This is a genomic window from Streptomyces sp. NBC_01224 (assembly GCF_036002945.1).
Classification (GTDB): domain Bacteria; phylum Actinomycetota; class Actinomycetes; order Streptomycetales; family Streptomycetaceae; genus Streptomyces.
In genome coordinates this window covers 898,257-916,459 of sequence record NZ_CP108529.1, presented here as the reverse complement: position 1 = coordinate 916,459, position 18,203 = coordinate 898,257, and the positions used below count along the sequence as shown (strand labels likewise).

General features: G+C 69.4%; 14 protein-coding genes and 3 pseudogenes. 9 read left to right on the top strand and 8 right to left on the bottom strand.

Features of this window, described 5'->3' with window-relative positions; translation table 11 throughout:
* The first annotated feature begins 54 nt into the window (after positions 1-54).
* From OG609_RS04080 to OG609_RS04055, 6 genes are all read left to right on the top strand, one after another.
* On the top strand, positions 55-1,587 hold the full coding sequence (locus OG609_RS04080; protein WP_327271492.1) for a class I adenylate-forming enzyme family protein: 1,533 nt from the start codon (positions 55-57) through the stop codon (positions 1,585-1,587).
* Complete coding sequence (locus tag OG609_RS04075; protein ID WP_327271491.1) at positions 1,584-2,363, top strand: crotonase/enoyl-CoA hydratase family protein; 780 nt, start codon at positions 1,584-1,586, stop codon at positions 2,361-2,363. Before OG609_RS04080 ends, OG609_RS04075 begins: the two co-directional genes overlap by 4 nt.
* 379 nt (positions 2,364-2,742) lie before the next feature.
* Positions 2,743-3,480 (top strand): FadR/GntR family transcriptional regulator, encoded by a 738-nt coding sequence (locus tag OG609_RS04070; RefSeq protein WP_327271490.1) that lies wholly within the window; start codon positions 2,743-2,745, stop codon positions 3,478-3,480.
* A gap of 155 nt (positions 3,481-3,635) precedes the next feature.
* Positions 3,636-4,403: a (Fe-S)-binding protein gene (locus tag OG609_RS04065; RefSeq protein ID WP_327271489.1), complete on the top strand. Its 768-nt coding sequence runs from the start codon at positions 3,636-3,638 to the stop codon at positions 4,401-4,403.
* Positions 4,400-5,938: a lactate utilization protein B gene (locus tag OG609_RS04060; protein ID WP_327271488.1), complete on the top strand. Its 1,539-nt coding sequence runs from the start codon at positions 4,400-4,402 to the stop codon at positions 5,936-5,938. The genes OG609_RS04065 and OG609_RS04060 overlap by 4 nt, the downstream gene beginning before the upstream one ends.
* Positions 5,935-6,567: a LutC/YkgG family protein gene (locus tag OG609_RS04055; RefSeq protein WP_327271487.1), complete on the top strand. Its 633-nt coding sequence runs from the start codon at positions 5,935-5,937 to the stop codon at positions 6,565-6,567. Before OG609_RS04060 ends, OG609_RS04055 begins: the two co-directional genes overlap by 4 nt.
* A 45-nt stretch (positions 6,568-6,612) precedes the next feature.
* Here OG609_RS04055 and OG609_RS04050 read toward each other — a convergent pair whose 3' ends face one another.
* The 5 genes and pseudogenes from OG609_RS04050 to OG609_RS04035 form a co-directional block, all read right to left on the bottom strand.
* On the bottom strand, positions 6,613-8,514 hold the full coding sequence (locus tag OG609_RS04050) for a DUF2264 domain-containing protein (protein WP_327271486.1): 1,902 nt from the start codon (positions 8,512-8,514) through the stop codon (positions 6,613-6,615).
* Positions 8,511-9,551, bottom strand: coding sequence for a hydroxyacid dehydrogenase (locus OG609_RS04045; RefSeq protein WP_327271485.1), 1,041 nt, complete (start codon positions 9,549-9,551; stop codon positions 8,511-8,513). The genes OG609_RS04050 and OG609_RS04045 overlap by 4 nt, the downstream gene beginning before the upstream one ends.
* Before the next feature lie 31 nt (positions 9,552-9,582).
* Positions 9,583-9,720: pseudogene (locus OG609_RS46020) on the bottom strand (carbohydrate ABC transporter permease); the annotation flags it as partial.
* Positions 9,721-9,727: 7 nt separating this feature from the next.
* Positions 9,728-9,976: pseudogene (locus OG609_RS04040) on the bottom strand (sugar ABC transporter substrate-binding protein); the annotation flags it as partial.
* A 102-nt stretch (positions 9,977-10,078) separates the two neighbouring features.
* Positions 10,079-11,251, bottom strand: coding sequence for a substrate-binding domain-containing protein (locus tag OG609_RS04035; RefSeq protein ID WP_327271484.1), 1,173 nt, complete (start codon positions 11,249-11,251; stop codon positions 10,079-10,081).
* A 210-nt stretch (positions 11,252-11,461) separates the two neighbouring features.
* On the opposite strand from OG609_RS04035, the gene OG609_RS04030 reads away from it, so the two are divergent.
* Both OG609_RS04030 and OG609_RS04025 read left to right on the top strand, forming a co-directional pair.
* Positions 11,462-11,647, top strand: a complete 186-nt coding sequence (locus tag OG609_RS04030; protein ID WP_327271483.1) for a hypothetical protein — start codon at positions 11,462-11,464, stop codon at positions 11,645-11,647.
* Between the two features lie 99 nt (positions 11,648-11,746).
* Positions 11,747-11,926: a hypothetical protein gene (locus tag OG609_RS04025; RefSeq protein WP_327271482.1), complete on the top strand. Its 180-nt coding sequence runs from the start codon at positions 11,747-11,749 to the stop codon at positions 11,924-11,926.
* 23 nt (positions 11,927-11,949) lie between these two features.
* Here OG609_RS04025 and OG609_RS04020 read toward each other — a convergent pair whose 3' ends face one another.
* Complete coding sequence (locus OG609_RS04020; RefSeq protein WP_327271481.1) at positions 11,950-14,907, bottom strand: alpha-L-fucosidase; 2,958 nt, start codon at positions 14,905-14,907, stop codon at positions 11,950-11,952.
* Between the two features lie 242 nt (positions 14,908-15,149).
* Here OG609_RS04020 and OG609_RS04015 point away from each other — a divergent pair.
* A pseudogene (locus OG609_RS04015) lies at positions 15,150-15,395 on the top strand (sulfite exporter TauE/SafE family protein); the annotation flags it as partial.
* Positions 15,396-15,515: 120 nt separating this feature from the next.
* Here the strand turns inward: OG609_RS04015 and OG609_RS04010 are convergent.
* Together OG609_RS04010 and OG609_RS04005 are read right to left on the bottom strand one after the other, a co-directional pair.
* Positions 15,516-17,045, bottom strand: a complete 1,530-nt coding sequence (locus OG609_RS04010; protein WP_327271480.1) for an amino acid permease — start codon at positions 17,043-17,045, stop codon at positions 15,516-15,518.
* A gap of 92 nt (positions 17,046-17,137) precedes the next feature.
* Complete coding sequence (locus OG609_RS04005; protein ID WP_327271479.1) at positions 17,138-18,145, bottom strand: hypothetical protein; 1,008 nt, start codon at positions 18,143-18,145, stop codon at positions 17,138-17,140.
* Positions 18,146-18,203: the final 58 nt, after the last annotated feature.

Genomic DNA, 18,203 nt, shown 5'->3' with positions numbered 1-18,203 from the left:
TGAACCAACAAACAGTCTGGACGGACTGTATTTGACGGGTCTATGGTCCGGCACATGCTTGCTGTAGACCTGGTTCGCCGCGGTGCCGCGCGTTTCGCAGGACGTACCGCCGTGCATTTCGAAGACCGTTCCCTCACCTATGAGGAGGTGGACGAGGCCGCAAACCGCCTCGCCCATGTCCTGGCCGGACTCGGCGTCTCACGGGGCGACCGCGTCGGGCTGCTCCTCGGCAACGGGCTGTGGTCCGTCTCCGTCGACTTCGCCTGCCTCAAGGCCGGCGCCGCCCGCGTCCCGCTCAACGGCCGGCTCTCCGCCGCCGAACACACCCGTATGCTCCGGGACACCGGCGTCACACTGCTGGTGTACGGGCCCGAGCTCGCCGAGCGGGCGCTCGAACTGGGCTCGTCCGTGGCCGGGTTGAGGCTCGCCTGCCTCGGCGATTCCACTGATGCGGACCACCTCGACCTGATGGCCGCGATGCGCGGGGCGAGCGCCGCCGACCCGATGCTGCCCGCCGCGCCGGACGACGTCATCCTCATCCTCTACACCTCCGGCACCACCGGCACGCTCAAGGCGGCCCAGCACACCCAGGCGAGCTACGCCGCGATCACCGCGAACATCCTGTCCAATCTCGTCTCGCCGGGCCGGGACGATGTGATGCTGCATGCCGCGTCCCTCATCCACGCCAGCGGCACCTTCGTACTGCCGTACTGGGTGCGGGGCGGCGCGTCGGTCGTCCTCGGCGGCTTCGACCCGGACGAATACCTCGCCGCCATCCCCCGGTACGGGGTGACCGCCGTCAACCTCGTCCCCACCATGCTCGGCATGCTCTTCGCCGAAGGGCGGGCCGAACGCGCGGACCTCGCCCGGCTGTCCACCGTCGTCTACGGCGCCAGCCCGATGCCGCGCCCGCTCATCGAGCACGCTCTGGACGCCTGGGGCCCCAGATTCGTCCAGTACTTCGGCCAGACCGAGGCGCCGCTGTGTCTCACCGTGCTGGACAAGGACGACCACGCCGAGGGCGGCGCGCTGCTCGGTGCCGCCGGGCACCCCGCCGTCGATGCGCAGCTCGCCCTCACCGACGAGGACGGCGCCCCGGTCGCGCCCGGTGAGATCGGCGAGGTGCGCGTCAAGGCCCCCTTTGCCATGACCGGTTACTACAACGAGCCCGGGCTGACCGCGCAGAGCCTCGACCCCGACGGCTGGGTCCGCACCCGCGACCTCGCACGCTTCGACGACCGTGGTTACCTCCACCTCGTCGACCGCAGCAGCGACATGATCATCACGGGTGGCTACAACGTCTACCCGCGAGAGGTCGAGGACGCGCTCGCGAGCCACCCCGCCGTCGCCCAGTGCGCCGTCGTCGGCGCCCCCGACCCCACCTGGATCGAGGCCGTCACGGCCTTCGTCACCCTGCGAACGGGGGCGGGGGTCTCCGAAGCCGCCCTGCGCGACCATCTACGCGCCCGGCTGGCGGGGTACAAGGTTCCGAAGACCGTGCACTTCGTGGACACCATCCCGTACTCCCCGGTCGGAAAGATCCTCCGCCGGGCACTGCGCGACCCCCTGTGGGAGGGCGAACGATGAGCGGAAAACCTGCGGTACGGATCGAGCGCGACGGCCCCGTGCTCACGGTGATCCTCAGCCGGCCCGAGGTCCGCAACGCCGTTGATGGCCCGACGGCGGACCAACTGGCCGATGCCTTCCGTCGGTTCGAGGACGACCCGGAAGCAGCCGTCGCCGTGCTGTGGGGCGAGGGCGGTACGTTCTGCGCCGGAGCCGACCTGAAGGGCATCGGTACGGAACGCGGCAACAAGGTCCTGGCCGAGGGCGACGGACCGATGGGCCCGACCCGTATGCGCCTGAGCAAGCCCGTCATCGCGGCGGTCGCGGGGCATGCGGTGGCCGGAGGGCTGGAGCTGGCCGTCTGGTGCGATCTGCGGGTGGCCGAGGACGATGCGGTCTTCGGAGTGTTCTGCCGCCGCTGGGGGGTGCCGCTGGTGGACGGCGGGACCGTCCGGCTGCCACGTCTGATCGGTGAGAGCCGGGCCATGGACATGATCCTCACCGGGCGGCCGGTCCGGGCCGCCGAGGCGTACGCCATCGGGCTCGCCAACCGGATCGTCCCGCCGGGTGAGGCTCGCCGTGCGGCGGAGCAACTCGCCCGGGAGATCGCCGCGTTCCCGCAGCTGTGTCTGCGCCACGACCGGCTCTCGGTGCGTGAGCAGTACGGTCTGGGCGAGCCGGACGCCCTGGCCTCGGAGTACCGGCACGGCCTGGTGCCGCTGACTGCGGGGGAGACACAGGCCGGTGCCGACCGCTTCGGGGGCGGCGCGGGCCGCCACGGGTCCTTCGCCGACTGAACGGCGGGCCGCCCCGCGCGACGGGGGCGGCCTGCGTGACCAGCATCCGGACTGGTCCGGACAAGAGGAGAGGGAAGTCGACGGCATCCGTCGCCTGGCCAGGAGCAGGCTCTCGGCTTCGCTCCTCGGCCGGTCACCCATGCTGATGCCGGTCAACAAACCGACCGCGGCGGAAAATTCTACGGAGCCCGGGTGCGTCGGCACATACACACATCGGATGTCGACCCACCTGTACCCCACCAAGCCCCGGGCGGGCGATCGCGTCGCCATGCGCATGACCGGCCTTTGGTCCGACCATAGGTGATGTGTGACATAGTTGGAGATCGGGCAGCAGATACGACGGCAACCGGACGATTCCGGCCGAGGCAGGGGGTGACGGATGCCCGTCGAGTGGCAACCCGTACGGCAGTCCCGTACGCATGAACTCGTGCTCCAGAGCATCGAGCAGCGGGTGTTCGCCGGTGAGCTCAGGGCCGGTGACCGGCTGCCGCCCGAGCGTGAGCTCGCGCCCGTTCTCGGGGTCAGCCGGTCCGCGCTGCGTGAGGCGCTGAGGGTGCTGGAGACCATCGGTGTGCTGGTTGCCCAGCCGGGCCGGGGGCCGGACGCCGGGGCGCGGATCGTACGCAACCCGGACGACGCCCTCGGTCGGCTGCTGCGTCTGCACTTCGCCCTCGGCAGCTACAGCCTTCATGACGTCCTGGAGGCGCGCGTCGTGCTGGAGAGGTCGAGCTTCGAGGCGGCCGCGCGGCATGCCTCGAAGGAGGACCTCGAGGAGGCGGAGGCCCTGGTCGTACGGATGGGAGGGCCGGACGTCGAGGTTCTCGAGTTCAACGACCTGGACACCCGGTTCCATGTGCACATCGCCCGCAGCTCCGGCAATGAACTGACCTCCACGCTCACCTCCGCCGTACGCGAGTCGGTGCGCCCGCTGATCCTGCGAGCCCTGGAGGAGGCCGAGGACTGGCCGGCCACGGCCGCCGCACTCAACGCGGAGCACACCGAACTCCTGCGGCTGGTGCGCGCGGGCAAGGGCGCGAAGGCCGCCGACCTGGTCGAGCAGCACATCCGCAGCCTCCATGGCACGCTCGTCGACGAGAGCTCCGAGCGGCTGCAGTAACGGTGATCGACGACCGGTGCGTCGGCCTTCGAGCGAAAGATTGTCAGGGGCATGACTGAATGTCGTGCTGCTCCGGCGCGCCGCGCCCTTCGCGTTCCGGACTGAGAGTAGTATGGTCGGACCATAAAAATTGGAGAATCGATCGGAGAGACCCCATGCGCATCGGACTCTTCGCCACCTGTCTGGGAGACACGCTCTTCCCCGAGGCGGTGAAATCGACTGCGGTCCTGCTCGCCCGCCTGGGCCATGACGTGGTGTTCCCGCCGGGGCAGACCTGCTGCGGTCAGATGCACGTCAACACCGGATATCAGCGCGAACCCGTGCCCCTGGTACGGAATTTCGCCGAGCAGTTCGGTGACGCGTCGATCGACGCCGTCGTCATGCCGTCCGGATCGTGCGCGGGTTCGGTCCGCCATCAGCACGAGATCGTCGCCGAGCGGTACGGGGACGCGGCGCTGCGCGCGGGTGTCGCCACCGTCAAGGCCAAGACGTACGAGCTGTCGGAATTCCTCGTCGACGTCCTGGATGTGACCCAGGTCGGGGCGTACTTCCCGCACCGGGTGACGTACCACCCCACCTGCCACTCCCTGCGTATGCTCCGGGTCGGCGAGAAGCCGCTGAAGCTGCTCCGCGCCGTCGACTCCATCGACCTCGTCGAGCTCCCCGATTCCGATTCCTGCTGCGGATTCGGCGGCACCTTCGCCGTCAAGAACGCCGAGACGTCGACGGCCATGCTCCAGGACAAGATGCGCAACATCGCCACCACCGGAGCCGATGTCTGCACCGCGGGCGACTCGTCCTGTCTGATGCACATCGGCGGCGGACTCTCCCGTATCGCCTCGGGCACCCGCACCCTGCACCTCGCACAGATCCTCTCCTCCACCCGCACCTCGCCGTACGCCCCGACGGAGGCCGCCCGATGAGCAGCACCTTCCTCGGCATGCCCGCAACCCCGCCTCGTTCGCCGTACGGCACGGGGAATCTGCGCGGCGACCGGACGTTCCCCGAGGCGGCCCACGACGAACTGCGCAACGAACAACTGCGCCGCAATCTCGGCAGGGCAACCCACACGATCCGCGCCAAACGCCTGAATGTCACCGGTGAACTGTCCGACTGGGAGCAGTTGCGCGACGCCGGTTCGGCCATCAAGACCGACACCATGAACCGGCTCCCCGAACTCCTGGAGCAACTGGAGCGGAAGGTCACCGAGCGCGGCGGCACCGTCCACTGGGCGCGCGACGGAGTCGAGGCCAACGAGATCGTCACCCGGCTCGTCAAGGCGACGGGCAGCGGCGACGTCATCAAGGTCAAGTCGATGGCCACCCAGGAGATCGGCCTCAACGAGCACCTCGAATCGGTCGGTATCACGCCGTACGAGACGGATCTCGCCGAACTGATCGTCCAGCTTGCGCACGACAAGCCGTCGCACATCCTGGTGCCCGCGATCCACCGCAACCGTGACGAGATCCGGCAGATCTTCCTCAAGGAGATCCCGGGCGTCGACCCGGGCCTCGACAACGTACCCGCGCATCTCGCCGCCGCGGCCCGCGCCTATCTGCGCGAGAAGTTCATGACGACCAAGGTGGCGGTCTCCGGCGCCAACTTCGGTATCGCCGAGACCGGAACCCTCTGTGTCGTCGAGTCCGAGGGCAACGGCCGCATGTGCCTGACCCTGCCCGACACCCTGATCACCGTCATGGGCATCGAGAAGGTGCTGCCGCGCTATCAGGACCTCGAAGTCTTCCTGCAGTTGCTGCCGCGCTCCTCCACCGGTGAGCGGATGAACCCGTACACCTCGATGTGGACCGGTGTGACGCCCGGCGACGGACCGCAGGACTTCCATCTGGTCCTGCTCGACAACGGTCGCACCGCCGCGCTCGCCGACCGGATCGGGCGCGAGGCGCTCAACTGCATCCGCTGCTCGGCCTGTCTCAATGTCTGCCCGGTGTACGAACGGGCCGGCGGTCATGCGTACGGATCGACCTACCCCGGACCGATCGGCGCGGTCCTCACCCCGCAGCTCGCCGGGATGCACGCGGCCAAGGACGACCCGAACAGCTCTTTGCCGTACGCCTCCAGCCTCTGCGGTGCCTGTTTCGACGCCTGCCCCGTCAAGATCGACATTCCGTCGCTGCTGGTCGAGCTGCGCCACCAGCACACCGAGCAGTCCGGTACGACGGCGGAGAAGCTGGCCATGAAGGCCGCGGCCGGAGTGATGAAGAGGCCGAGGCTGTTCACCGCCGCGCAGAAGGGTGCGGCGATCGGCCGCGTCATCGCCGGGCGGGACGGGAAGATCTCGCATCTGCCGCCGCCGTTCAAAGGCTGGAGCGACAGCCGCGACACCGCCGCCCCGCCGAAGCAGTCCTTCCGCTCCTGGCTGACATCGGCCGAAGGCGCCGCGACGATGCGGGCCGCCGCCGACGAGTACGAGAAGAACCAGAAGAAGGAGGAGAAGTGACGACCGCTCGCGAAACGGTGCTGGGCAGGATCAGGGACGCCCTGGCCCTCGCCCCGACCCCGGACACCACTGTCCGCCGCGCCTACCGCACCGGCCGCGGCCTCCCCGACGACGAGCGCCTGGCCCTCTTCACCGACCGGCTCGTCGACTACAAGGCGCACGTGCACACTTGTACCGCAGACCGCACGGCGCCGGTCGTCGCCGAGGTGCTGCGGGAGCGCGGTGCCCAGCGGATCGGTGTGCCGGCCGGACTCGACGCGGCGTGGCTCGACGCGTACGACGGTGAGGTCCAGCAGGACTCCGCCGATATTCCGGCTCCCCGGCTCGACGCCTTGGACGGGGTCGTCACCGCCTCGGCGGTCAGCTGCGCGGAGACCGGCACGATCTTTCTGGACGGCTCACCCGACCAGGGGCGGCGGGCGCTGTCCCTCGTTCCCGATCTGCATGTGTGTGTCGTCGATCTGTCGACGGTCGAGGCCGGGGTGCCTGAGGCGGTGGCCCGGCTGGTGCCGGAGAGGCCGACGACGCTGATCAGCGGTCCTTCGGCCACATCCGACATCGAACTGGAGCGGGTGGAGGGTGTGCACGGTCCGCGCACACTGGCCGTGGTGATCAGGACAGACGTGTAGGGGAGGGCGGGGTTGCGCGGCCCCGCGGCCGCGCAACCCCGGTGTTCACCCGTGCGTGACCGTCACTGGACCGAAGCCGATACGTGTCGTCGCCGCATCCTGCGCCCAGCAGACCTCCACCGTGTCCCGGTCCACATTCACCCCGCTCACCACCGCATCGAGCGACGCCGCGTCGGGCTCCGCGGTCAGCGAGGCGAGCGACACCAGCACCGCCGTGCCCTCAGCAGCTGCGGACAGCCGGGGCACCACCGCCCAGCGCGTGTACGCCGTGCCCTGCGGGGCCCGTATCCCGTCCCGTGTCTCCCAGCCGTGCAGACCGTGCAACGCGGAGGTCACCGCGTCGTCGCGGCCGGTCGCCCAGCCCGTCTGCTCCACCCGGGCCCCTGCCGGTGCGCCGAGCACGCGGTGCACCCGCAGCTCGTACCGGCCGCGGACCACGGTGACGCTCTCCACCCGCATACCCGGCACCATCGGTGCACCGGACGTGAACACCGGGCGGTGCCAGGAGGCGGCCCAGCCCCAGCCGTCGCCCCCACCGGCGCCCAGCGGACGGATGGCGCGGCGACCGCTGCGCACCCCGGCGACGACCACGGCCAGATGGTTGTCCGCCACGTTCGCCATCGACGTGGGGCCGGTCACCGTGGAGTACGACTGACGGCTGTACAACGGATCGTCCTGCACACCCGACTCGCCCTCGTGCGGGCGCACATGGTCACTGCCGTGGTTGTGCAGCCGTACGATTCCGTCCGCCCGGGTGGACTGGACGAGCAGTCCGGGCGACGGCAGGGCGAGCACCCGGTCGGGGCCCTCGCTCGGCGCGGGCTCCTCGGTCGCGGTCCACAGCGGATGACCGTCCGGGGCGAGCAGCGAGACGAAGGCCTTGGACGCCCAGTACGGCGAGGCGGGGGCCGAGTAGTTCTGCAGCGTCGCCTCGTGGGGGCCGTGCCAGCCCAGACTCAGCAGTCCGTCCGTACCGGTCGCACCCCTGTCCAGGAAGTAGCGCAGAGACCCGTTGATCACCCGACGCGAGGCGCCGGGCGTGAGCGGGGTGTGCCCGGTGACGGCGCCGAGCGCGACCGACGAAGCCGCCGCGAAACGGTACGTCAGCGAGCGGCCGAAGTGGATCGGCGCACCGTCGCCGCCGAACAGCAGTGAGAAGCCCTCCAGATGTTCGCGCAGCCGGTCGCCGTAGTGCGCGGACAGCTCGGCGTCACCCGACAGATGCGCGTCCAGCACGGGGTAGAGGTGCAGCGCCCAGCCGTTGTAGTGGTCGAACGCGCGGCCGTCGCCGTCCGAGTACCAGCCCTGCCCTCGGTACCAGCCCTCCAGCAGGTCGAGAGCACGCTCCTTCGCGCGGGCCGTCTCCGCGTCGCCACGGCCCACGGAGTCGAGGAACGCCGCCACGGAGTAGGGGAACAGATACCAGTTGTTGGGAGCGGGGGTGTGCCGCAGCGCGCCGCGCAGCCACTCCTCGGCCCGGTCCTGCACCCCGGACTCCAGCCTGTCCCAGAGCCACGGCCGGGTCAGCCGCAGACCGATGGCGACCGACGCGGACTCGACCATCGGCTGGCCGAAGACGGTGTGGTCGCGGATCAGCGGCCAGGACTCGGCATCGTCCCGTCCGGGGGTACGGGTACCCGCGGTGAGCCCGTCGGCGTACCGGTCGAGCCAGCCGTGCGGGTCCTTGCCGTCCGCGCCCGCGACCCGGAAGGCGGCGGCGAGGAACGTACGCGCGTATCCCTCCAGACCGTCGGAGCGCACCCCGGACGCGGACGGCCGGCCCGGCAGGTCCAGCAGCGCGCCGCCCGGAGTGGCCCACTGCCAGGCGGCCTTGAGCAGTCCGTCCGCCGCTGCCTCCCAGTGCGCACGGGTGTAGCCGGTGTGCGGGCTCAACGCCCGGTCATCGGCGGGGAGTTCGAGGGGAGATCCCAGATGGGGTGCGGTCATGCGAGGAATGCCAGCCTTTCGCGTCGTACGGGATGGGCGAATCCGTCGCCCGCGGCCCAGCGGCCGGCCTCGCCGACCGCCAGATCGACCAGTCGCCCCCACTCGTTGCCCTGCGAGCCTGCGAGGTGTGGGGTGATGGTCACGTTGTCGCACTCCCAGAGGGGGTGTGTGGCGGGCAGGGTGTCGGGCTCCGTGACGTCGAGGATCGCCCGGATCCGGTCCTGCCGCAGGACGTCGACGAGCGCGTCCTGGTCGACGACGGCGCCCCGCGAGGTGTTGATGAGCACGCTGTCGGGGCGCATCGAGGTGAGCAGTTCACGGCTGACGAGCCCGCGGGTGGCCGGCAGCAGCGGGGTGTGGACGCTCACCACGTCGCTGCGGGCGAACAGTTCACCGAGGCCGACGGGCCGGACGCCGAGAGCGGCGGCCTCCGCCTCGGAGACGTACGGATCGTGGAGCAGCACCGGCAGGTCGTACGGCCGCAGCAGTTCGATGACGCGTCGGCCGATCAGTGAGGCGGACAGAATGCCGACGGTGCGGCCGTAGTTCCCGACCTCCGTCGAGGTGGCGAGCGAGTTGTCGCGGCGGCGTTCCGTCCGGTAGTCGCGGGCCCGTTCCAGGACCCGTTTGCCGGAGAGCAGGATCATCGCGACGGTGTACTCCGCCACCGGCAGGGCGTTGGCGGCGGCCGCCGACGACACCTCGATGCCACGTTCCCAGCAGGCTTCGGTGATGTGTCCGCGGATGGTGCCCGCGGTGTGGACGACGGCGCGCAGATGCGGCGCCGCGTCCAGGGCCGCCCCGTCGAGCGGCGGACAGCCCCAGCCGGTTACCAGGACCTCCACGTCGGCCAGTACGGCGCGGGCCCGGTCGGTGCTGAAGTCGTCGAGAACGGGCAGGGGAGCGAGGTCGCACACCTCGCCGAGCGCGGCCAGGGACCGTGCGTCGAGGAGGGCGGCCGCGGCGTCCGGCTTCATGGCGACGGCGGCGCGTGGCCGGTTCCGAGCGTCGGGGGAGGTGTGGGCGGTGCTGAGCATCTTTCTCCTGGTACGGGGGGTGTTGGCGCGGCTACTTGACGGCGCCCACGGTGAGCCCCGACTTCCAGAACCGCTGGAGCAGGGCGAAGGCGAGGATCAGCGGCAGGACCGCGAGCGTTTGTGCGGTTGGTCCAGCGGGTGACGCCGTAGGAGAGGGCGATGCAGCCGTACCACCCGACCTGGACGGTGTCGTGGGTGCGATTGAACGTGTCCACGACTTCCTGGCTGCCGCGCAGAGCGGACCAGAAGGTGATGTGCGTAGCCTGCTTCTCGTCCTTGCCGGCTGAACCGACTGCGCTGCTGGTGTTGCTCGCGCTGCCCGATCCTGATGATCCGCCGTTGCCGCTGCAGGCGCTGAGCGCGCCTGTCAGCGGCAGGGCGGCGATCGTGGCGAGCACGGATCGACGACCTTGTCGATCGGGCATGTACGCCTCCCGCGGCTCCTGATTCGGGTCACGGGGAATCCTGATCGGCTGATCGGTAGTGGTCAAGAGATCGCTCAGAAGAAAATCAAAGCGGTCAAACGCTCACTCGGTGGGGGCGGTGAGGGTCTGCGCGGATCCACGCACCTTGAGCGTGGGCAGCAGCTCCGTCCGGCGTACCGGGCCGCTCGCGCCGGCGGCCCCGGACAGCCGTTGGAGCAGCAGTTCGGCGGCGACCCGCCCGATCTCCGCCTTCGGCGGCGCCACCGCTGTGAGGGGGGTGCTGCCCAGGGCCGCGACCACATCGTCGTACGCCACCACCGAGCAGTCCCGCGGCACCTCCACACCGCTCTCCGCCAGTCGCTGAACCAGCATCAGCGCGTCCACATCGCCGTGCAGCACCGCCGCTGTGACGCCCCGCTCCCGCAGCAGCGCGGCCAGGTCGAGAGCGGTGCGGTCCTCGGTCGCTGGCGGGGCGGCTTCCACGGCGGCGGCTCCCACCGCAGGAGAGTCGGGGCCGGGGCCGGGCACCGCCTTCGGGGAACTCAGCACCACCGACCAGTCCTCCACCTCCGGGCGGGCCGCGGCGATCTCGGTGAACGCGGCTCGGATACTGCGCGCCGTCGGACTGTCGTCGCGGGCCGCCAGCACGATACGGCGATGCCCGAGCGAGACCAGGTGCTCCACGGCGAGATACGTCCCGTACCAGTGATCGGAACAGACGGAATCCAGGGCGTGCAGCGCGCTGCCCGGCCGGGGCCGCCGTTCCATCAGCACGGTCGGCACCCTCAGGTCCGCGAGCCAGCCGTAGTCCAGCTCCTCCGAACGCGCATTGCGCCAGCGCGGCGCGATCAGCAACCCGCGCGCCCCGTCCGCCAGCGCCCGCTCCACCTGCGGACGTTCGGCGCCGGCCGACTGAGGTGCGATGTGCAGGGCGATCCGCATCCCGGACTCCTCCAGGACGGTCCGGGCGCCGTGCAGGGTCTCGTACAGGTACGAATGCCGCTCCGGGACGACCAGCGCGACCGCCCCGCCGTCCCCGCCGGGCTCCTCGCTCCTCGGCGCCGGGACCGCGGTGGGCGGCTGCGCCTCCCGTACCGGCCGGGCCACCCCGTGCCCGCGCCGAAGCCGCCCGGCCCGGGTCAGCTCCTCGACGTCCCGCCGGATCGTGACCACCGAGACGTCCAGCTCGGCCGCGAGCACGCTGACCTTGACCGCGCCGCGCGACTCCACCACCGACAGGATTCGCTGCCGCCTGAGTTCAACCGGCTCCCGCATGCTGTTGGCCCCCTCGCCGTACCGCTGCGCGTTGTTCGTTTGAACGCTTCCTGTGAGCGCTTGGGTCGCAGCATAGCGATCACCCCTCCACTGTCCACGCGCGTGGACTGTCCCGTACGCCCTACCGCCCTCAGGAGGCACTCTTGCGAGCCTTGTACAACGGCACCTGACGTCAACGAACTTGAGATCGACAGTGGAAGGGAGGGGCATGTGGAGATCAAGAAAGCAGTGGTTCGCGAGGAAGAGGCGAAGAACCGCGAACGGCAGACGATCGAGAAACGCTCGACGCTGCCGGCCACGTTCCTGACCGTCCTGGACGCCACTTCCGTGCCCTGCCTGAGCGCGATCGGTCGGGAGCGGTGGACCTGCTGGCAGCGGAACGCCTCGCGTGGGTGACGGACGGCTGGGTGGTGGCCCTGCCACCGCGCATGCGCCGGTGGCCCCGAGCTCCAGGGCCGGGTCGCCGGGGTTCTCCGGGCCGCACTCATCGGTACGGTGCCGATCGGCGCACTCGGCGGCGGCGCGCTCGCCTCCTGGCCGGGCAGCATCCCGGTGCTCACGGGCGGGGCGGCGGTGGCGCTCCTGGCCGCCGCCTCTCTCTGGCTCCCGAACCGGACGCCCGGCATGCAGCACGGGGCCGGCATACGTCAGGGGCCGCTGCAAAACGGCCCCTGACTGCACTGCCACGCCGACGACGGCTACGGCCGTCCCAGCGACACCCGGTCGAGGTCGGGTGCGGACGCCTTATCGTTGTAGATCCTGACAGTGTTGCCGCCCGCATCGAGTGTCACCGGAACGGACGTCGTCTCGGGAGTGCTGTTCCCGATTCCGCTCACCGCCGCTTCGACCGGCGCACCGCCATTGACACTCACGAGGAACGAACGGTCCCCGTTCACCGTGTAGTCGAGGAAGAGTGTGTACGGTCCCGCGCTGTCCACGGTGACATCCTCGAACGTGACGTCGGCGGTGGTGCTTCCGCCGATGTTGCGCACCTTCTCACCTCCGGAGCAGGGCGAACAGCCGGTGAGTCCCGCACTGCCGAGCGCGTTCCTGGAGTCCTCGGCCTCGCGCATGAACACCCGGTCCGCCGGGCGCGGCCGGACGCCGACGCTCTGTGACACCTCGTGCGGGGTGCCGAGCGTCAGGAAGCGCGCGGTGACCGGCACGGTGGTCGAAATGACATCCGCTCCGGGCGGCGAGGTGAGTGTCCAGCTCGCCTCCAGCGTCTGACCCAGCCGCATCGACGTCGCTGCTGCCGGGCCGCCCTCGACGGACCAGCCCGTGGGCACCTTCGGGGCGAGCTCTACACCGTCGAGCGCATCGTCGGCGTCGAGCCTCAGCTTCGCCGTCACCTCGACGGACCGCTGCCCGGGGCCGACCCATTGCAGCCCGTGCGGCTCGACCGTCATCGTCGTCTTGGGCACGTACGACGCCGGCGGCAGCGGTCCGACCGCGATCCGGTCGAAGCCGGGCCCCTTGGGGGCCGTGCTGAACACCTCGACCGTGTTGGCTCCGGCGCGCAGGCGTACGGAGAGCGCCGTGGATCCCGGTACATCCGGATGGCCCGCGGCCACCGGTACCCCGATCGCCGCCCCACCGTTGATCCGTACCGAAAGGGAGGCTGCCGACCCTGCCGTGTGGTCGAGCTGGAGCCGGTAGTCACCGGATTCGGCGACCGTGACACCGGGGAACGTGACGGAGTTACGGGCTCCGCCGCCGAACCCGACGAGCCGGGACGTGCCCGAGCAGGCCCCGCACGCGGACGCCCGTACGCCACCGTGCCGGTCGTTACGCCGTGACTCGGCCTCCAGCGGCATCCGGGCCGAGCCCGACACAGGTGATCCGTATGCCACCTTGATCTCGTCGATCCTGAGCCTGCCGAGGAAGTCCGGGGCCTGCGGACCGGCCCAGGTGTTCAGCACATCCAGCTTGAGATAGCGGGCCTTCTGGTCTCCGATGTCGATGAACTGCACGCCACGGGCGCTCGGCAGAGCGCCGGAACGGACGGTCCTCCAGTGCTCGCCGTCGTCGCTCGCAAAGACCCTGAAGTCCTTGATACGCGCGGAGTCCTCCGGCCTGCCGAACGTCGAGCGTGCGTGGGTCGGTGACCACTCACGCTGATTCACCGCAAGAGACGTCGCCTTCCGGCGGCCCCCGAGATCGATCGTCACGGACACGGGAAGCCGTGCGTCACTGTCCCAGTAGTTCTGGAAGTCCCCGTCGACGAGGTCTCCGGCAGGGTGTCCGGCGAGCGAGGACGAGGCGGTGGCCCGCAGGGACTTCTGCGGATAGTAGGACTCCTGCCGACCGGACGTGTCGACCTTGAACACCGTGTCGTACGGGTCCCAGTCGTGGACGCCGAGGATCGTCAGGTAGCCGCCGGACTGGCTGAAGTCCATGGCCCTGCCGGTCCGTACATCGGTCACCTCCATGGCCCGGTAGCCGTTGTCGCGCAGCCGGACCATGTCGGTCCTGGGCCGGGTCACCACGTGCACGTACTGCGTTTCGGCACCGGGACCGACGGTGATGACGCCATGCGCGCCGTCGTTCCAGAAGCCGGGCTGCATGCCGCCGTACATATAACCGCCGCCCTCGGTGCCCAGCAGCGACGACCGGATCGGCGTGGTCCATCGGGCCATGAAGTCGTTGTACTTCTGCTGGTTCGGCGGGAAGGTGCCGTTCACCATCGCCGTCTCGGCCATCAGCGACTTCATGGACGATCCGGCGTTGGTGATGTAGCGGCCGGTGCTGAGCCGGAAGTCCACCGGGTGGTCCTGGCCGTCATACCACCAGTTGCCGCTGGTCGGCAGCTTGTAGTCGCCCTCGGAGATGCGCGGCATCGGTGTGAACGCGGCCGACGGATAGTCGTACGGCGGCGTCATCCCGGTCTTCTGCTCATTGCTGACCGTGTCCATGATCGGCGTGTCCTCGTTGTTGTTGGTCAACAACCAGGACGGCCGCTTCGCCCGAATCTGCTCGTAGAGCTGGTGCTTCTCCCAGTACTCGTTGTCGTTGTCGATCCAGAACCCGGCCAGGTCCGGGTAGTTGTCCATCACCTCGAAGAACTGGTCGTAGCTGAACCGGCCGAAACCGTCCCGCGTCGTCAGATCGACCTTCTCGCCCTTGTACGCGGAGTAGGCGTCCGAGTCGAGCGTCTGCACACCCGGCACCTCGTTGTGCCACTGCGGGTCGTCGGTCATGTACAGCATGATCCTGATGCCCTTCGCCTTGCCCGCCCTCACCAGCTCGCCGAGGAAGTCCCGCTCCGTGGAGCAGCTTCCCGGGATCTTCGAGGGCCAGGGGCGTGCGTAACCGAGCCTGCTGTGGAAGGTCGCCAGGACGATGTACGAGGCGCCGAGCTTGCGTGCCTCGTCGACCCAGTAGCCGGGCGTCCAGCCGCCGTCGGTGACGTCGCGCTCCCACGCCTTGCAGTCGACGTGGCGGGGCGCGGTGAACATGCCCCAGTGCAGGAACAGGCCGGCCGTGGAGTCCCGCATCCACTGCTGCCGCGGATGTTCGACCTCGGCGGTGGCAGCGGGTGCGCCGATGAGGCCCGTCGTCACCGCGAGGGCCACGGCGACGCAGAAGAGTCGCCATCTCGCCCAGACGGATGGTGTGTGTGGAGGCCGGGTGCGGCTCTGCGGTCCGAATGCCATGGCCGTCGCTCTCTCGCTGGGGGCCGGTGTGGTCGGAGGCGATGGAACCACCTACCGAGACATCCGATGCTTGCGCTGCCGCCTTTCGCGGTCAAGGCTTCAGGCGCGCAACTGGTCAGTAAATATTGAGTGTTTGAAGGTGATTCGCTCTGCTCCCATGCCAACCCATCCGATGATTTGGTGAAAAGGTGGCCGCTCGGAAGCGGGATCGGAATCACGTGGGCTTACCATCTGTTCCTGGCATGAACACCCTCACACTCTTCCAACTGGCCGCGCTCGCCGCGGCATCCGCACTCGTCGGCATTTCGAAGTCGGCCGTCAGCGGCGCCAATACGATCAGTCTGGCGGTCTTCGCGGCCGTACTTCCGGCCCGCGAGTCCACCGGAGTACTGCTCCCGATCCTCATCGCGGGCGATGTGCTCGCCGTTCTCATCTACCGGCGGCACGCCCACTGGCCGACTCTGCTGCGGCTCTTCCCCGCCGTAGCCTGCTCCTGCGCTGACCGTACACAGCGTTCCTTACCGCCACCGCACACGCGCCTCAGCCCTCCCCGACAGCTGCTCGCTGCGACCGGGGAGGGCTGAGAACAAGGCGTGAACGGGGCGGGGTCAGACGATGCCTTCCTCGATCTCCGCCTGCTCACGAGCGTTCCCGTACGCCGAAGGCGTGCTGTACGAACGGCGCGCGACGAACCACCACACGGTGGCCAGAATCAGCACCGCGACCAGCGCGATCGACGCGTAGTTCATCGAGTCGACCGTCACCGGGGACGACTGCGGAAGCAGGAAGAGCACGGTCACGATGGCGACCCACACCACGGCGATCCAGCCGATCGGCTTGCTCCAGCGCCCCAGGTGCCAGGGACCGCGTTCGAACCGGTCGCCGGAGCGCAGCTTCAGGAAGATCGGGATCGCATAAGCGGGCGTGATGCCGATGACATTGATCGCGGTCACCGCACCGTAGGCGGTGGTGGAGTACAGCGACGGCAGCGCGAGCACTCCGGCGACGACGACCGACAGCCACACCGCGTTGACGGGTGTCTGGGTGCGCGAGCTCACCTTGTGCCACAGCGCCGAGCCCGGCAGCGCGTTGTCACGGCTGAACGCGAACACCATCCGGCTGGCGGCGGCGACCTCGGCGTTGCCGCAGAACAACTGCGCGGCGATCACGATCAGGAGCATGGCCGTGGCCCCGGAGGTGCCCAGCGCATCGATGAGGATCTGCGCCGGAGGCACCCCGGTTGCGCTGTCCTGGGTGCCCGCGTAGTCCTGGATCGCGAAGGTCAGCCCGGCCAGGAGTACGAAACCGGCGACCCAGGAGACCCAGATCGCGCGGACGATGCCCTTGGCGGCCGTCACCGAGGCGTTCGACGTCTCCTCCGACAGGTGGGCGGAGGCGTCGTAACCGCAGAAGGTGTATTGCGCGAGAAGCAGGCCGATCGCCGCCACGTACAACGGGTTGTGCCAGCCCGTGTCATTGACGAACTCGGTGAAGACGAACGACGGCGACTGGTGGTGCGAGGGCACGATGGCCAGCACGGCCACGATCACCGCGACACCGGCGAGATGCCACCACACACTGATGGAGTTGAGCACGCTGACGAGGCGGACACCGAAGAGATTCAGCACGGCGTGCAGCAGCAGAATGCAGACAAAAATGATCATTGTCTTGCCCGGTGTGGGGGTGAATCCCCACTGCAGATTCATCAGCGCACCGGTGAACAGCGCGGCGCCGTAGTCGATGCCCGCGATCGCACCGAGCAGCCCGAGCAGATTCAGCCAGCCGGTGTACCAGCCCCACTTGCGGCCGCCGAGCCGGTCGGCCATGTAGTAAAGCGCCCCCGAGGTCGGGTAGGCGCTGGTCACCTCGGCGAGCGCCATGCCGACGCAGAGCACGAACAGGCCGACACCGGCCCAGCCCCAGAGCATCACCGCCGGGCCACCGGTCGACATGCCGAAGCCGTACAGGGTCATGCAGCCGGACAGGATCGAGATGACGGAGAAGCTGATGGCGAAGTTGCCGAAACCGCCCATGCGGCGGGCGAGCACCGGCTGATAGCCGAGTTCACGCAGTCGCTGCTCCTCGTCCACGGGTGGGGTGGTCTCCGCACCCGACTGGGTCGGGGTGGATATGGACATGGGACAAACCTCCATGAGCGGGATGGGGAAGGGACGGAAAGGGATCGGTTCGAAACGGAGAGAAAGGCCGCGCTGCGTCACGACGCCGTGGCTCAGCCGTGCGGCCCACGTCCGGGGTCGCGGGACACGGCGAGACTGCGGCTCCGGGCGCGCAGGAAAACCTCCTCGGCGGCTCCCGGGGCCTTGGGATCACGGGTGCGGTACACCCAGGGAACCGAGGTGAAATAGGGGCCGAGCTCCCGGAACACCGGTGCGGCGTCAGCGAATTGAAGTGCTCCCCACAGGGCGTGGGCCAGATGGTTCAGGTCGAGCAGGGAGTGGGTGATCGGGGCCGTGCGACGGAACCAGAGCTCCAGGGCCCGGGCCGCGTCCCGCTCGGCATCCTCGGTGACCCAGTGGAGATCCAGGGCCTTCTCGTGACCGTGCTCACGGCGATAGCGCTCGACCCGCACATACAGCGGCAACACATGCAGCGCGGAGCCGTCGGGGGCGGAAGAGGCCGCCCACTGCACGAAGTTGACCGCTTCCGAGAGGGATCCGCCGGCCTTTCGCGCGTACACGAACTGGAGCATCCGGTGGTAGGCCTCGCGGTTGTACGGATCGCGCTTGTCGGCCTCGGCCAGCAACCCCCACGGGCCGGGGAAGAGCATCGGTCCCGGCGGATGCAGCCGGTGCTCCTCCAACTGCTGCCGCTCGTCGAGCTGGGACAGGGCCAGCAGGCACACCCATGGCACCGGGTCCGCGGGCGAGCTGTGCGCGGCAGAGCGGCAGGCTCCCCACGCTTCCTGCCACAGCTCCTGAGCGCGGGGATGGCCTTCGCGGTGGGCCCGCACGGCCCGTTCCACGACGACCCGTGCGTGCATCACGGCAGCGGCGATACTGCGGGGCTCCTCGGTCAGCCAGGCCTGCACCGCATCAGATCCGGCGGCGATCGCCCCAAGTACCTGTGTGCGCTGGGTCCACAGGGTCCAGTCGGGCGTACTCTCCAGTAGATTCCGCATGGACAGCCAGCGTCCGGTGCGCAAATCCTGTAACGCGACACGCAATTCGTTGTCATGGCCGGCCGGGTGATAGACCGGCCGGAAATCACTGTTGGCCATGGACTCGTCCTGCCCCTGTTCGACGGGACGGCATGCGACGGATGGGGGATCTCCTCAG

Excerpts from the sequence above, each read along its gene's own strand:
- OG609_RS04080 (WP_327271492.1), top strand. The coding sequence starts at position 55 with ATGCTTGCTGTAGACCTGGTTCGCCGCGGTGCCGCGCGTTTCGCAGGA.
- OG609_RS04075 (WP_327271491.1), top strand. The coding sequence starts at position 1,584 with ATGAGCGGAAAACCTGCGGTACGGATCGAGCGCGACGGCCCCGTGCTC.
- OG609_RS04070 (WP_327271490.1), top strand. The coding sequence starts at position 2,743 with ATGCCCGTCGAGTGGCAACCCGTACGGCAGTCCCGTACGCATGAACTC.
- OG609_RS04065 (WP_327271489.1), top strand. The coding sequence starts at position 3,636 with ATGCGCATCGGACTCTTCGCCACCTGTCTGGGAGACACGCTCTTCCCC.
- OG609_RS04060 (WP_327271488.1), top strand. The coding sequence starts at position 4,400 with ATGAGCAGCACCTTCCTCGGCATGCCCGCAACCCCGCCTCGTTCGCCG.
- OG609_RS04050 (WP_327271486.1), bottom strand. The coding sequence starts at position 8,514 with ATGACCGCACCCCATCTGGGATCTCCCCTCGAACTCCCCGCCGATGAC.
- OG609_RS04045 (WP_327271485.1), bottom strand. The coding sequence starts at position 9,551 with ATGCTCAGCACCGCCCACACCTCCCCCGACGCTCGGAACCGGCCACGC.
- OG609_RS04035 (WP_327271484.1), bottom strand. The coding sequence starts at position 11,251 with ATGCGGGAGCCGGTTGAACTCAGGCGGCAGCGAATCCTGTCGGTGGTG.
- OG609_RS04020 (WP_327271481.1), bottom strand. The coding sequence starts at position 14,907 with ATGGCATTCGGACCGCAGAGCCGCACCCGGCCTCCACACACACCATCC.
- OG609_RS04010 (WP_327271480.1), bottom strand. The coding sequence starts at position 17,045 with ATGTCCATATCCACCCCGACCCAGTCGGGTGCGGAGACCACCCCACCC.
- OG609_RS04005 (WP_327271479.1), bottom strand. The coding sequence starts at position 18,145 with ATGGCCAACAGTGATTTCCGGCCGGTCTATCACCCGGCCGGCCATGAC.